Here is a 13366-nt window from a genome sequence, read left to right as displayed (position 1 = left end):
AACTTGCAATTTTATTTCTGATTCTTTATCGTAAACTCATCAGCAAGTGCCATGTTCACAGATTTTTCTATCGCGCAGAGATCGTCGCGGCTGACAACGGGATCAAGATTGCTCCAGTTAACAAACCGGACAAAGTATTTTCTGCGGATTCTGGATAAATGCACAACTGAATGCGGAAACTCATCAAAGTATGCCCTTACTCTTCCGCGTCCTGCATAACTCCATCTAATTAGATTCATAATGATCACCAAAATAAGTGTATCACGAACAAGTGTACGAATAAATAAAAATTAAAAGGGGATTATGAGATGAGCGAATTATTTTTTGTCTATGGAACGTTAAGAAAGCATGGAAGTAGAGATGAAATGCTGAAAAATGAACAGTTATTAGCTTCACAGGCGTGGACACTTGGTAAACTGTATTTGGCAAATCACCTTGATCCAATCCTTAAACCAGGAGTAAATGAAAGATCTTATGGTGAGCTGTATGAAGTCACTTCTGATAAAAGTGAAGATTTAAAGAAAATGATGTCTTTAAATGGAGAGCTTGTAAAAATAACAGTTTTCACAGATCACCTTGGAGAATTGGAGGCTTATACGCAAACAGCAGTACCTGAAGAAGAACTATTTGAAGAAATCAGATTTAATGACTGGCTGATTCATATGGAAATGGACCGTCCGATTCAGTATTATTTTGCTTATGGGTCCTGTATGGATGATGAAAGGTTCAAACTGGCTAAAGTAGATCACCTCTTTATAAATAAAATTGGCGGCGGAAAAGTTGACAGGCTTGAAATGAATTATTCTTTAAATGTTCATGATGGTGGTAGAGCAAATATTCTTGAAACAGGGGGCACTGGTGAAGGTGTACTCTATAAAGTAAATCAGAAAGCAATAGAATATCTGTTCCACCGTGAAGGAGTAGACAGCGGGATGTACAGACCTGCTATGGTAGATGTAACAGTAGATGGTATTCGTTATGAAAAGAGCATGACATTTATTGTGATTGATCCGGTAAATGAGGCAGCACCGCCGCTTCACTATGCAACTGAGATCATTAGAGGTTCTCATGGAGTTGTAAGCGATGAATACCACAGGAAACTAGTAAATGACCTGTTGGATAAATTCAATCTCGATGTAAAACTGAGTAAATAGCGGTGAGTCCTGAAAAATATATTATTTTTCAGGACTCTTTTTAGTTGAATTAGTTATAACCCTATATACATAGGAAGAGGTTAAATTCTTATATTTAAATATCGTGATATTCAATGATCTGATACGCTGAGAAGCCATAATTCGCAATTAGACGAAATCTCACCCCTTTGATAGCGCTTTCACTCTCCGTATCTGCATTTAACTCATTACTTTCAGGTTTTCCCTTGCGTGTGTTTCCCTACATGTTACGATAATACTCGTGATTAAAAAAGCGAACAAAAAAGCGAACAATACATTTGAAAATACTGATGAAAACAAAGGAGATGGGCATTATGGCTAACGACTTAAGAGTAGCATTTATTGGCGCAGGAAATATGGCAGAGGCAATGATTTCAGGGATCGTAAAAACTGGAACACTAGAGCCGCGCCAGGTTACTGCAACAAATAGAAGCAACGCTGACCGTTTACTTGAACTTCATAACGAATATGGCATTCAGGGAATCATGAGAGATAAATTGCAGTTATCTTCATATGATGTGATATTCCTGGCGATGAAACCGAAAGACGCTGAAAGCTCATTACAATCTATTAAAGATTATATCAGACCGGATCAGGTTGTTATGAGTGTGCTAGCGGGGATTTCAACAGAATTTATGGAAGAACATCTAAATGATGGTCAGCAGGTTGTCCGTGTAATGCCAAATACGTCAAGTATGCTGAGAGAATCAGCAACGGCGATTTCACCGGGGCAAAACGTTACGATGAAGAACGTCAAGCTTGCTAAGAGCCTACTATCTTCTATTGGAGAGGTTTATGTCATTGAAGAAGATCAGATGGACCTATTTACGGGAATTGCCGGCAGCGGTCCTGCATACTTTTACTATTTAATGGAGCATATCGAAAAAACTGCTCAGGAAAACGGTATGGACGTACAGCAGGCTAGAGAGATTGGTGCACAAACGATTCTTGGAGCTGCAAAAATGATGATTGAACGTGAAGAAACGCCAACTGAACTGAGACAAAACGTAACATCACCAAATGGCACAACTGCTGCAGGCCTTGATGCGCTGAACAAAAATGGCGGAGGTACAGCAATTAAAGCAGCAATTGAAGGTGCGATGAACAGGTCAAAAGAAATTACTGAACAATTGGCAAAAGTAACAGTACAGTAACTGAACAGATATAGAAATTTTAAAATCAGGAGTGATAGCATGACATCGGATAATCAAAAGAGAGTCGTAATTAAAATTGGAAGCAGTTCTTTAACAAGTTCATCAGGTGATATCAGCCGGAGAAAAATTCAGCGGATCACAGACCAGGTAGCAGAACTGAAAGACGATGGACACGAAGTCGTACTCGTATCATCTGGTGCAGTAGCAGCAGGATACAGAACACTTGGTTTTGTTAACCGTCCATCATCTCTGCCGGAAAAACAGGCAGCAGCGGCAATCGGTCAGGGTCGTTTAATTGAAACTTACTCTGAGTTATTTACTTCACATGGATACGCTGCTTCACAGATTCTGATTACGCGCAGCGATTTCTCCGATGAAACACGCTATAACAATGTAAGAAATACAATTAACGTTCTTTTAGAGCGTGGAATTGTTCCGATTGTAAATGAAAATGATACGGTAACGACTGACCGCTTAAGATTTGGTGATAATGATACGCTATCAGCAAAAGTGGCAGGTCTTGTAGAGTCTGATCAGCTGGTCATTCTATCCGATATTGATGGATTATATAATGATGACCCTAGGAAGAATCCTGATGCTGAATTGTTAAAAGAAGTATCAGAGATTACACCTCAGATTGAAGATATGGCAGGTGAGCCAGGATCAGCTGTCGGTACTGGCGGTATGAGATCCAAGATTGATGCCTTTAAAATCTCAATGGCTTCCGGTATTCCTTCATTTCTCGGTAAAGCCGGCGTGAAAGATATTATCGTTGAAGCGGTAAAAGAAACTGCGCGCGGCACTTATTTTGATATTGAAAAAATTGATGTGAACCTTGACCGAAAACGTCAATGGATTGCCTTTAATTCAGGTCCTGAGGGTGAAATCCTGATTGATAAAGATGCAAAAGATGTGATTGTGAATGAAAAAGGGAACCTCCAGCCAAGCCAGATCTATCAGATAAACGGTTACTTCAAGAAAGGCAGTGTAGTCAGAATTCTTGATACAGATAATAACAAGCTTGGACTTGGTGTAGTAAATTACTCTTCAAAAGATCTGGAGAAATTCCAATTAGACCGTAATGATCAAAAGGAAGAAGCTGCTATGAACAGTGAATCATTTGTATGTGAACTTGATGTAGCAATACCGCTGGGTGTTTAAATAAACGATAAATTTGACAGAGCTTATGACAGAAACCAAAATCTCACAAGGAGTGGTTTGATGACTACAATGACAAAAGTAAACGTAAAACGACAGGCGCAATTAGCACAAAAAGCTTCAAAAGAACTTGGATTACTTTCAACTGAAACAAAAAATAAAGCCTTATTAACAATTGCTGATCACCTTGAAAAAAACACTGCAGCGATTCTTGAAGCAAATGAAAAAGACCTTTCTAATGGACGTGAAGCGGGCTATGATGCTGCTTATATGGACCGTCTTGCACTTGATACAGACCGTGTAAAGGACTTTGCTGATGGTCTTCGTCAGGTAGCGCAGCTTGAAGATCCTTCTGGTGAGGTAACTGATGAGTGGACACTTGAAAATGGTCTTAATGTCCAGACAATACGTGTACCGCTTGGCGTAATCGGTATGATCTATGAAGCGCGTCCAAACGTTACTGCAGATGCCACGGGGCTCGCGCTGAAATCAGGAAATGCAATTGTGTTAAAAGGCGGATCTTCTGCGATTAATTCAAATAGACAAATTGTCAGCGTCATGAAACTGGCGCTTGAAGAAACTGAAATTTCATCTGATGCTGTTCAGTTTATCGATAGTACAGACCGTCAGGCAACTGAAGAACTATTTACAATGAAAGAACACATTGATGTTTTAATTCCAAGAGGCGGTGGCAAACTGATCTCTGCTGTTGTGAATAATGCAACTGTACCAGTACTTGAAACAGGAGTAGGGAATTGCCATATCTATATTGATAAAGATGCAGACGCAAAAAAAGCTTTTGCAATCCTTGTGAATGCAAAAACTGACCGTCCGGCAGTATGTAATGCTGCAGAAACCGTGATTATCCATGAAGCCTTCCTTCATGCACACAAGGAAGAGCTGATTGAGACACTTAAAGAGCACAATATTACAGTGCATGGTGACGAAGCGGCATGCGAAGTGATTCCTGGAGCAGAAAAAGCAGGAGAAGATCAGTGGGCTAACGAATTCCTTAGTCTTGATATTGCGATGAAAATCGTGTCAGACGTAGATGAAGCCATTGCTCATATTGACAAATATGGCACAAAGCATTCAGAGGCAATTGTGAGTGAAAACGAAGAAACTGCAATACGTTTTAAAGGAATGGTTGATGCTGCAGCGATCTATCAAAATGCTTCAACAAGATTTACTGATGGCAGTGCATTAGGCTTTGGTGCTGAGATTGGCATTTCCACTCAGAAGCTACATGCACGTGGGCCAATGGGGCTCCCTGCACTAACTACAATTAAATATGTTATGACCGGAAATGGTCAGATCCGATAAAAAAGCAGCCATCTGGCTGCTTTTTTTTATGTCTCCGGCTGTTCCTCAGATGCGGATTTTCCACCTGAAAGTTTATATTTGAATTCAAAAAACTTTTTAGTAAGTGTCGGAAGTGGTCCGTCAAAAAGTTTTTCTCTCCAGAATACATCAGCCGCTTTTTGAACTGCACCGGCTTTTACAGGATAAGTGTAGACCATTCTGGATAATGTACCGATTTTCATCTTATTTTTCTTTGCAAATACTGCAAGCTGCATCCATTCTCCTGCATCTGTACCTGCAGCGTGAGCGCCAATTATATAACCTTTTTTATCAGTGATAAATTTTACAAATCCTCTTGTTTCATGAGCGGTAATAAAGCGGTCAACCTCATTCAGGTGTGCTCTGAATACTTTATAATCAATTTTTTTCGCTTCAGCTTCCTGTTCAGTCAGTCCAAGATGGAACACTTCAGGCATTGTGAACGTGACCCACGGCGTATTGCTGTGATCCAGCGTGTTACGTAGACCAAATAATACATTAGAAACAACCGTCTTTGCTTCTTCACCTGCTGCATGTGTAAAGGGAAGAGTATTAATTGTATCCCCAACAGCAAATATATGTGGTCTTGACGTTCTAAAGGTTGAATCAGTATGAATAAATCCTTTTACTTTTTCAATGCCTGCCTGTTCCAGATTTAAAGAATCAATCGCGGGCTTTCTTCCGGCAGCTACTAAAATCACATCAAATTCTTCAGTTGATTGCTGTCCTTTTTGCTCAATCGTCAAATGAGTTGTTTCATTCTTATATTCCGCTTTTACAACTTTCGTGTTTAATCTGATATTTAATTCCTTGCTTATTTCATTCTCCATAAATCGTGTAATATCGCGGTCTTCTTTTGAGAAGAGTTGACCCGCACCTTCAAACACTGTTACGTCTGATCCAAGTCTTGAAAATGCCTGTGCCATTTCAAGGCCTACTGTTCCTCCACCGATTACCCCGAGTCTTTCAGGAAGAGAAGAGAGGTCGAATATAGATTCATTTGTTACATAAGGAACTGTGTCAATTCCGTCAATAGGTGGAATTACAGGTTTTGACCCTGTTGCAATGACCACTTTTTCAGCATAAATGGATGGTCCATCAGCAATGTTGATGATATGATCTGACTCAAAAGAAGCTTCACCGAAATACACATCTGCGCCAAGTTCTGTAAATCTGTCACTACTGTCATGAGATTGTATTGTATTTCTTGCCTCGTTGATTCTCTCTTTTACTTTTTCAAAACTGAGTTCACCGCTGATCTGAAGACCTAAAAATTCTGCTGCAGCATGCATATCATGAGACATATTAGCTGTTTTAATAAGTGCTTTAGATGGCACGCATCCAAAATGGAGACAATCTCCGCCAAGGGAATCTCTTTTTTCAATTAATGCTACCTTTGCCCCTAATGAAGCCATACCGGAAGCAGCTGTCATACCTGCTGATCCGCCGCCTATAATGACTGCCTGATACCGTTCCATCAAATCTCCTCCATATACAATTCACGGATTGTTTTCATCCGCTTTTTATTCACGCCAAAGTCAGAATGACCCACCCTTGAAGCAGACCGGAAATGAATCACTTTTTCTTCATCTGAAAATAAAAAATCAATATCATCTTTAAACTTAAAAAAAGAAGAAGTTTCGATAGCGTAGATCATTGAGTCGTTTTCATTTTTAATGACCACTTTTTCCATTGATTCCAAAATAGATTTTATTCGCTGTTTTGATTCTTCTTTTGTTCCTCTATAAGGAAGTGGTTCAAGTCTTTTGTCCGGATCATCGGTTTGGGTTGATACATTGTTTGGTTTGTCTGCTAAAGGCAGCAGCTTTTCATTTTGTAATCGCTCATTTAAATTCATTTTGTCACTCCTTCAGATTTTGAGATTCACCCAGAAAGAAATATCCTCTCTGGTGTACAACAGGTAAATCATATAAAGAAAAGGCTGCACCAGTGAGCTGTTTCGGGATAAAAAAGGTAAGCGTTTCTATCTGACCTTGATAGACCAGTTCAAATGAATAGGTCAGATCCCCGATAAACCCCTTTTTTGGCACATGCTCAATTTCTACTACGTAGTGTGGCTTAAGTTCTCCAAGTTCCCTGGTTTCTTCAGCTGTTATCGGATGATGATAGGCGTTTATATGCCCTGAAACCGTATAAGTAAGCTGATCAATTACTGTATCTGACTGGTTTATAAAACAAACGCTGTAATGGTAGCCCTCAAATTCGTTAGGTCGGGTATCGATTACAGCTAAAAACCATGGTTGATCGATCATATCAGTGCCTCCTATACGTAGCTCTACCTAACCTGCTTTACCCTATAAAAGTGAAACAAAAACAGCACATTTCAGTATGTGCTGTTTTTGTTACGTTAAATATTCATAATAAGTGATAAAAACCGCTGCAAGTGATAATGCTGTATAGGCAATGCTGGTTCCTTCAATTAGCTTCGGGTATAAATACTTCTTTTTTTCTTCAAACTGCACAGTAGATAAAGATGACTCAGCAGGCTGCCGGTTTGCTTTTGCATAGTTACCCGGAGCGGTAAAAAAGCGAATAGCTACAATACTTGCAATACCAGCAAAGAAAGATACTTCTATAAAGCCGGCATTCAGGATCAACATTAGCATCACATTAAAAATGATGATGGCCAGGGCCGTCCCGGCAAAATTAAATAATTTTATCAATACTTTCACTCCCAGAAAAATCTACTATTAGTTTCTCACAGTTTCGGGACCTGTACCACAGTAAAATGAAAGAACCGGAATGATGTAAGCGTTTGCTTTCTGAATTCGTCAAAAACTTCGGTTTAATGGGTTGTCACGCTGTAATCTCAGGGCTATAATTGTCCGTATATCAAAAACATATGTATTTTTAAAAAGAACAAAGCAGTGAAAGCAGGTGCGTAGGATGGAAAAGCAAATTAACGTAGGAATGTTAGGTTTCGGTACAGTAGGCAGTGGTGTAGCCACAATGATCAGAGAAAATGAAAAGCAGCTATCCCAGAAACTCGGTGCTGAAGTAAAAATTAAAAAAATTGCGGTGCGGAATATTGAAAAAAACCGTGATGCTGATATAAACGGAAGTGAATTAACGACTGATATTAACGACGTCATTCAGGATGATTCCATCCAGGTGATTGTAGAAGTTATGGGCGGAATTGAAGAAGCTCATCAAGCAATTGAAAAAGCATTAAAAGCAAGTAAAGCGGTTATTACTGCCAATAAAGATTTAATGGCGCTGCATGGCCATTCTTTATTAAAGCTTGCAGAAAAACATCACGCTGATCTTTATTATGAAGCAAGTGTAGCAGGCGGTATACCGATTATCAGAACGCTTGAAGACGGTTTAGCTTCGGACCGTATCTCAACAATCATGGGGATCGTTAATGGAACAACTAATTACATCCTGACTAAAATGAAAGAAGAAGGCTGGAGCTATGAAGATGCATTAAAAGAAGCTCAGGCTCTAGGGTTTGCTGAAAGCGATCCGACTTCAGATGTAGAGGGGTTTGATGCTGCAAGAAAAATGGCGATTCTTGCAACGCTTGCATTTTCAATGGAAGTCTATCTTGATGATGTGGAAGTAACAGGCATGACAAACATCACTGCTGAAGATATGGCACTGGCTGAGCAGTTTGGATACAGTGTGAAAATGCTTGGATTTGCTGAAAAAGATGACGAAGGAGTAGATGTGGCAGTAGAGCCTGTATTTTTAAAAGCTTCACATCCGCTTGCTGCAGTAAGAAATGAATATAATGCAGTCTATGTGTATGGTGACGCAGTCGGAGAAACGATGTTTTACGGTCCTGGAGCGGGATCTATGCCTACAGCCACTTCAGTTGTATCTGACGTGATTGCAGCATGCAGGAATATCCTGCTTGGTGTTGCTGGTGCAAGACATATCGACTATGTCAATGACCGCCAGATTAAAAAGGAAGATCAGCAGCATGCTCAGTTCTTCCATAGGCTGCTCGTCAAAGATAAAATCGGGGTCTTTTCAAGCCTGACGGATATATACGGAAAGTATGAAGCAAGTCTAAGTTCTATTATCCAGCGTCCTGGTGAGAAGGAAGGGGAAGCAGAAGTGATTCTGATCACGCATCCTGTATCAAGAAAAAATCATCATAAGATCATAGAAGAATTAAATGGTTCGGACGTAGTTAAAACAATTATCAGTCAGTACAGAGTAGAAGGAGGCGACCGCTAATGCGCTGGAAAGGTTTAGTTGAACAATACAAAGAGTGGCTGCCGGTTACAGACAAGACGCCTTTACTGAGCTTAAATGAAGGGAATACACCACTCATTCATTTAGAAAACCTCTCTAAGGAGTGGGGCATCTCTCTTTATGTAAAAACAGAAGGTGCAAACCCTACAGGCTCATTCAAAGACCGGGGGATGGTCATGGCTGTTGCTAAAGCGAAGGAAGAAGGCAGTAAAGCGATTATTTGTGCATCTACAGGGAATACGTCAGCAGCGGCAGCAGCTTACGGTGCAAGAGCGGGGTTGCGTACAATCGTTGTCATTCCTGAAGGGAAGATCGCGCTTGGCAAACTGGCACAGGCACGTATGTATGGTGCAGAAATCATTTCAATTGAAGGAAATTTCGATGAAGCACTGAACCTTGTGAGAAAAATCAGTGAGGAAGAGGATATTACGCTTGTGAACTCTGTTAATCCCTACCGGCTTGAAGGACAGAAAACAGCAGCGTTTGAAGTGATTGATCAGCTTGGCGATGTACCGGATATTCTGGCTTTACCTGTTGGGAATGCCGGGAATATTTCAGCCTACTGGAAAGGCTTCACTGAATATCACCAAAAACATGGCGGACGTCTTCCTAGGCTGCTTGGAGCGCAGGCATCAGGAGCCGCTCCAATTGTACATGGCAGAGTATTTGATCAGCCTGAAACAGTTGCGACAGCTATCAGAATCGGACATCCTGCAAGCTGGGACCTTGCATTAAATGCTTTAAAAGAATCAGAGGGTCATATATTAGAAGTGACGGATGAAGAAATTCTGGAAGCTTATCAGCTGATTGCAAAACGTGAAGGTGTATTTGCAGAACCTGCATCATGTGCACCGATTGCGGCAATTAAAAAGCGGCTTGCTGCTGGTGAAATTGAAAAAGGTTCTACAGTAGCGGCTGTCCTGACTGGAAATGGATTAAAAGATCCTGAAACGGCGATACATGTATCTGACCTTGAACCACTAGTGATTAAAGCTGAGATTGAAGCATTAAGAAGTGAATTGAAGGGAGAGGTGAAACTGTGAGTTTCTCTTCATTCACTGTTAAAACTCCGGCGTCCACTGCAAACCTGGGCCCGGGTTTTGATTCAATCGGTCTTGCACTGCCCGTAATCCAGTCGATTCACGTAGAGTCTCACTCTGCCTGGAAAGTATCTTATAAAGGCAAAGAATTTCAGCATTTGCCCACGGATGAAACAAACCTGATACTAAAAACGATTCAAAAAGTGGCTAAAGATGCAGGGAAGTCTTGCCCTGAAGCTGCTTTAACTGTTAGTTCAGAAATTCCATTATCAAAAGGTCTCGGCAGCAGCGCAGCAGCGATTGCTGCTGGTATCACCATTGCAGACAGATTGATGAATCTGCAGCTGAGCACCGATGAGCAAATCAGAGCAGCTTCTGCGATTGAAGGACACCCGGATAATGTGTCTGCTTCACTCACAGGGGGATTAACTGTATCAAGATTTGAAGATGATGAACTTGTAAGCGTGTCTATACCTGTTGAAGGGTTCTCTGTTCTGATAATGGCACCTGAAGAGGAACTTGAAACGGAAGAATCAAGAGGTGTATTGCCAGAAGAAATGACCCATCGCAGTGCAGTGTTAACAAGTGCAGCTGCGAATGTCTTAGTAGCCTCACTTATCACCGGAGACTTTAACAAAGCTGGGAAAGTGATGATGAAAGATACTTTTCATGAACCATACAGAAAAGCGTTCTTCCCGCAGCTTGAAGCAATAAAAGAAACTGCCTGTTACGCTGGAGCATTCGCTGTCACAATCAGTGGAGCCGGGCCATGCATTTCTGTTTTTGCAGAAAACGCGAAAACGGGTTTAATCGCAGAACGACTGGGTAATCAGTTTGCCGGGTTCCAGATCATGACATTAAAACCCGTTAATCAGGGTACATTAATAACAGAACATCACGTAAACCGCCTGTCAGTGTAGCAGGCGGTTTTATCTATCTAAAATACCACTTGGTTTGCATCTGGCGTTAATTGGTTATTACATGTACTAAAGGTTAAAGAATACGAAGATTTAAGGAGTGGGACGATGGAATTTTCAAACATTCAGAAGAAAGGTCAGCCAAGTCAGCATCAGGAGAAGCAGCCCGGAGAAACATCTGCAATGAATCCTGAGCCGATACATGATGATAAAAATTACAAAGGGAGCGGAAAACTTAAAGGGAAAACGGCGCTTATTACCGGCGGAGACAGCGGAATCGGAAAAGCAGCAGCTATTGCCTATGCAAAAGAAGGCGCAAATTTATCGATCGTATATCTGGATGAACATGATGATGCAAAGCAGACAAAAGAAGAGGTACAGGCATATGGCGCAAAGTGTTTAATTTTGAGCGGAGATGTTGGAAATGAAGAATTTTGTAAGCTTGCCGTATCAAGTACAGTAAAAGAGTTCGGTGGTCTCGATATTTTAGTGAATAACGCAGCTGAACAGCACCCGCAGGATTCAATAGAACATATTTCAGCAGCACAGCTTGAAAAAACATTCAAAACAAACATATTCTCGATGTTCCATCTGGTGAAAGCTTCCCTTAATCATTTAAAAGAAGGAAGTGCAATTATTAATACAAGTTCAGTGACTGCATATGCCGGAAATGAACAGCTAATTGACTATTCATCTACAAAAGGTGCAATCACGAGCTTTACTAGGTCACTTGCAAAATCATTAAATGATCGGAAAATCAGAGTAAATGCAGTTGCACCTGGACCGATCTGGACACCATTAATTCCGTCAACGTTTGATAGTGAACAGGTCGCTGAATTTGGAGCGGAAAACCCTCAGGAAAGACCTGGACAGCCTGCAGAGCTGGCACCTGCTTATGTATTGCTTGCATCAAATGACAGTTCATACATGACAGGACAGACGATTCATATTAACGGTGGCACATTTGTTTCCAGTTAAATAATTCAGTACAACAAAACCCCTCGGCTAATTTTTTAGCCGGGGGGTTCTTTTCAATATTCTTCATCTACATACTGCCAGCCGTCTTCCTGATACTCAGTAATCTCCTGAACTTCATCTTCCCGTAAGCCGGTAGAAAGCAGCTGATCTGTTTTTATGTGCATTGTTTCCTCCGGCTGATAGTCCCTTAACAGCTCATCTCGGTTTCGCTTCATAACTAAGCCACCTCCATGATGAATTTGGCCATTGGCTAGAGGAATCCTACACACTTATTTTAACATAAAAAGGTGATTTCATACATCCATCATTTTTCTGTTTCCAGCAATCCGTCTGAAGAAGAATCAGACTGTGTATGTCTTTTTTTCTTTTCGTTCTTCTGATCAATTTTCTGATCTTCTACTGGAACAGGGTCAGTATGTTTTTCATCCTCATGACGATCAAGGATATTCTTCCGGTCACTATTGATTCGATCAGGCTGGTCTTGATGCTTGTTATCTTTACTCATAATATCCCTCCTACAAGTTCTTATTTCCCTTTTCCTTGATTATTACCTAATGAATCATACTTAGTAGCAACTCCGAATTAAAATAGATGTTTTAAAAAAAACAATTAAGGAAATAAAGATAATATGAATGAAAGAGGAGGGCTTTACAATGGGATTTAAACGATTAGCATTACTTGGTCTTGGTGCAGCAGGTGCTGCATATTTCAAGAAAAAAGAAAACAGGGATAAGGCTAAAACAGTATTTGAAGATTCAAAAGTTAAAATGAGTCAGATGGTTGATGATGCAAAAAAATCATACGACAATTATAAAACAGGTGAGAAGACGACTGATTATTCTCACGAAGATGACAAAATGATGTCAGAAGGTGCACAGACATCTGTACAATATTATAATGAACAGCAGGAAGATCAGGAGGATAAACCACCTCGTCCAGGAACTCCTGAATAAATGTGAGAGCAGCCGTTTTTGCGGCTGTTTTTTGTTTTCCATCAGATCAAGCAAAAGATTTTAAAATAGTGTATAATAGGAAATGTGTAATGATATACTATAAGATAAAGCATTACAAGATCCCTTTTTATCTCATGCAGATAAAACCTGATTTTGTAACTGAAAGGGGACAATCAGTGATGTTTCAAAGAAAACCAACTGAAGAAATTCAAAAAGAAGAGACAGACGTATGGGAATGTTCAGCTGACGGATGTAATGTCTGGATGCGTGATAACTTTTCTGTAAAAGGACAAGAGAAACAGCAGTGTCCAATCTGTGGCAGCGATATGGTCAAAGGGAGCAGAAATATCGAAGTCGTACCGAATCCACAAAATTTCTAATGATATTAGCCGCAAGTACGCTTGCGGCTTCCAAGAGGTACAGACATGT

17 protein-coding genes are annotated in these 13366 nt (G+C 40.4%); 10 read left to right on the top strand and 7 right to left on the bottom strand.

Features of this window, described 5'->3' with window-relative positions; translation table 11 throughout:
• Positions 1-11: 11 nt before the first annotated feature.
• Entirely contained in the window at positions 12-239 is a 228-nt protein-coding gene (locus tag ACH6CZ_RS03295) for a hypothetical protein (RefSeq protein ID WP_374095992.1), read from the bottom strand.
• 69 nt (positions 240-308) lie between these two features.
• On the opposite strand from ACH6CZ_RS03295, the gene ACH6CZ_RS03290 reads away from it, so the two are divergent.
• The 4 genes from ACH6CZ_RS03290 (at position 309) to ACH6CZ_RS03275 (ending at position 4807) form a co-directional block, all read left to right on the top strand.
• On the top strand, positions 309-1154 hold the full coding sequence (locus ACH6CZ_RS03290; protein WP_374095991.1) for a gamma-glutamylcyclotransferase: 846 nt from the start codon (positions 309-311) through the stop codon (positions 1152-1154).
• Between the two features lie 332 nt (positions 1155-1486).
• Positions 1487-2326, top strand: a complete 840-nt coding sequence (gene proC / locus ACH6CZ_RS03285; protein ID WP_374095990.1) for a pyrroline-5-carboxylate reductase — start codon at positions 1487-1489, stop codon at positions 2324-2326.
• Between the two features lie 39 nt (positions 2327-2365).
• On the top strand, positions 2366-3487 hold the full coding sequence (proB, locus tag ACH6CZ_RS03280; RefSeq protein ID WP_374095989.1) for a glutamate 5-kinase: 1122 nt from the start codon (positions 2366-2368) through the stop codon (positions 3485-3487).
• A gap of 60 nt (positions 3488-3547) precedes the next feature.
• The gene (locus ACH6CZ_RS03275) at positions 3548-4807 is read left to right on the top strand and encodes a glutamate-5-semialdehyde dehydrogenase (RefSeq protein WP_374095988.1); all 1260 of its coding nucleotides are present in this window, start codon (positions 3548-3550) and stop codon (positions 4805-4807) included.
• 26 nt (positions 4808-4833) lie between these two features.
• Here ACH6CZ_RS03275 and ACH6CZ_RS03270 read toward each other — a convergent pair whose 3' ends face one another.
• From ACH6CZ_RS03270 to ACH6CZ_RS03255, 4 genes are all read right to left on the bottom strand, one after another.
• The gene (locus ACH6CZ_RS03270) at positions 4834-6303 is read right to left on the bottom strand and encodes a dihydrolipoyl dehydrogenase family protein (protein ID WP_374095987.1); all 1470 of its coding nucleotides are present in this window, start codon (positions 6301-6303) and stop codon (positions 4834-4836) included.
• The gene (locus ACH6CZ_RS03265; protein ID WP_374095986.1) at positions 6303-6683 is read right to left on the bottom strand and encodes a DUF1499 domain-containing protein; all 381 of its coding nucleotides are present in this window, start codon (positions 6681-6683) and stop codon (positions 6303-6305) included. The genes ACH6CZ_RS03270 and ACH6CZ_RS03265 overlap by 1 nt, the downstream gene beginning before the upstream one ends.
• A gap of 4 nt (positions 6684-6687) precedes the next feature.
• Positions 6688-7098, bottom strand: a complete 411-nt coding sequence (locus ACH6CZ_RS03260) for a hypothetical protein (RefSeq protein ID WP_374095985.1) — start codon at positions 7096-7098, stop codon at positions 6688-6690.
• A gap of 90 nt (positions 7099-7188) precedes the next feature.
• Positions 7189-7509 (bottom strand): hypothetical protein, encoded by a 321-nt coding sequence (locus tag ACH6CZ_RS03255; RefSeq protein WP_374095984.1) that lies wholly within the window; start codon positions 7507-7509, stop codon positions 7189-7191.
• Positions 7510-7732: 223 nt separating this feature from the next.
• Here ACH6CZ_RS03255 and ACH6CZ_RS03250 point away from each other — a divergent pair, with 223 nt between their 5' ends.
• From ACH6CZ_RS03250 to ACH6CZ_RS03235, 4 genes are all read left to right on the top strand, one after another.
• On the top strand, positions 7733-9031 hold the full coding sequence (locus ACH6CZ_RS03250) for a homoserine dehydrogenase (protein ID WP_374095983.1): 1299 nt from the start codon (positions 7733-7735) through the stop codon (positions 9029-9031).
• Positions 9031-10092 carry a threonine synthase gene (thrC, locus tag ACH6CZ_RS03245; protein WP_374095982.1) on the top strand — a complete coding sequence of 354 codons (1062 nt, stop codon included), beginning with the start codon at positions 9031-9033 and terminating at the stop codon, positions 10090-10092. The genes ACH6CZ_RS03250 and thrC overlap by 1 nt, the downstream gene beginning before the upstream one ends.
• Positions 10089-11009 (top strand): homoserine kinase, encoded by a 921-nt coding sequence (gene thrB / locus ACH6CZ_RS03240; protein WP_374095981.1) that lies wholly within the window; start codon positions 10089-10091, stop codon positions 11007-11009. The genes thrC and thrB overlap by 4 nt, the downstream gene beginning before the upstream one ends.
• Before the next feature lie 105 nt (positions 11010-11114).
• Positions 11115-11984, top strand: coding sequence for an SDR family oxidoreductase (locus ACH6CZ_RS03235; protein ID WP_374095980.1), 870 nt, complete (start codon positions 11115-11117; stop codon positions 11982-11984).
• Between the two features lie 53 nt (positions 11985-12037).
• Here the strand turns inward: ACH6CZ_RS03235 and ACH6CZ_RS03230 are convergent, their stop codons facing one another.
• Together ACH6CZ_RS03230 and ACH6CZ_RS03225 are read right to left on the bottom strand one after the other, a co-directional pair.
• Positions 12038-12199 carry a hypothetical protein gene (locus tag ACH6CZ_RS03230; RefSeq protein ID WP_374095979.1) on the bottom strand — a complete coding sequence of 54 codons (162 nt, stop codon included), beginning with the start codon at positions 12197-12199 and terminating at the stop codon, positions 12038-12040.
• 89 nt (positions 12200-12288) lie between these two features.
• Positions 12289-12489 carry a hypothetical protein gene (locus tag ACH6CZ_RS03225; RefSeq protein WP_374095978.1) on the bottom strand — a complete coding sequence of 67 codons (201 nt, stop codon included), beginning with the start codon at positions 12487-12489 and terminating at the stop codon, positions 12289-12291.
• A 148-nt stretch (positions 12490-12637) separates the two neighbouring features.
• Here ACH6CZ_RS03225 and ACH6CZ_RS03220 point away from each other — a divergent pair, with 148 nt between their 5' ends.
• Both ACH6CZ_RS03220 and ACH6CZ_RS03215 read left to right on the top strand, forming a co-directional pair.
• Entirely contained in the window at positions 12638-12937 is a 300-nt protein-coding gene (locus tag ACH6CZ_RS03220) for a hypothetical protein (protein WP_374095977.1), read from the top strand.
• A 179-nt stretch (positions 12938-13116) separates the two neighbouring features.
• Positions 13117-13317, top strand: a complete 201-nt coding sequence (locus tag ACH6CZ_RS03215) for a cold-inducible protein YdjO-related protein (protein ID WP_374095976.1) — start codon at positions 13117-13119, stop codon at positions 13315-13317.
• Positions 13318-13366: the final 49 nt, after the last annotated feature.

It is taken from the genome of Jeotgalibacillus sp. JSM ZJ347 (assembly GCF_044383825.1).
In the GTDB taxonomy this organism is placed as follows: Bacteria; Bacillota; Bacilli; order Bacillales; family Jeotgalibacillaceae; genus Jeotgalibacillus.
This window is presented reverse-complemented; position numbering and strand designations above follow the sequence as displayed.

Coding starts and splice junctions, on each gene's coding strand:
- ACH6CZ_RS03270 (WP_374095987.1), bottom strand. CDS start 6,303: ATGGAACGGTATCAGGCAGTCATTATAGGCGGCGGATCAGCAGGTATG.
- ACH6CZ_RS03290 (WP_374095991.1), top strand. CDS start 309: ATGAGCGAATTATTTTTTGTCTATGGAACGTTAAGAAAGCATGGAAGT.
- ACH6CZ_RS03250 (WP_374095983.1), top strand. CDS start 7,733: ATGGAAAAGCAAATTAACGTAGGAATGTTAGGTTTCGGTACAGTAGGC.
- ACH6CZ_RS03260 (WP_374095985.1), bottom strand. CDS start 7,098: ATGATCGATCAACCATGGTTTTTAGCTGTAATCGATACCCGACCTAAC.
- ACH6CZ_RS03225 (WP_374095978.1), bottom strand. CDS start 12,489: ATGAGTAAAGATAACAAGCATCAAGACCAGCCTGATCGAATCAATAGT.
- ACH6CZ_RS03265 (WP_374095986.1), bottom strand. CDS start 6,683: ATGAATTTAAATGAGCGATTACAAAATGAAAAGCTGCTGCCTTTAGCA.
- ACH6CZ_RS03220 (WP_374095977.1), top strand. CDS start 12,638: ATGGGATTTAAACGATTAGCATTACTTGGTCTTGGTGCAGCAGGTGCT.
- ACH6CZ_RS03275 (WP_374095988.1), top strand. CDS start 3,548: ATGACTACAATGACAAAAGTAAACGTAAAACGACAGGCGCAATTAGCA.
- proB (WP_374095989.1), top strand. CDS start 2,366: ATGACATCGGATAATCAAAAGAGAGTCGTAATTAAAATTGGAAGCAGT.
- thrC (WP_374095982.1), top strand. CDS start 9,031: ATGCGCTGGAAAGGTTTAGTTGAACAATACAAAGAGTGGCTGCCGGTT.
- ACH6CZ_RS03295 (WP_374095992.1), bottom strand. CDS start 239: ATGAATCTAATTAGATGGAGTTATGCAGGACGCGGAAGAGTAAGGGCA.
- ACH6CZ_RS03215 (WP_374095976.1), top strand. CDS start 13,117: ATGTTTCAAAGAAAACCAACTGAAGAAATTCAAAAAGAAGAGACAGAC.
- proC (WP_374095990.1), top strand. CDS start 1,487: ATGGCTAACGACTTAAGAGTAGCATTTATTGGCGCAGGAAATATGGCA.
- ACH6CZ_RS03235 (WP_374095980.1), top strand. CDS start 11,115: ATGGAATTTTCAAACATTCAGAAGAAAGGTCAGCCAAGTCAGCATCAG.
- ACH6CZ_RS03230 (WP_374095979.1), bottom strand. CDS start 12,199: ATGAAGCGAAACCGAGATGAGCTGTTAAGGGACTATCAGCCGGAGGAA.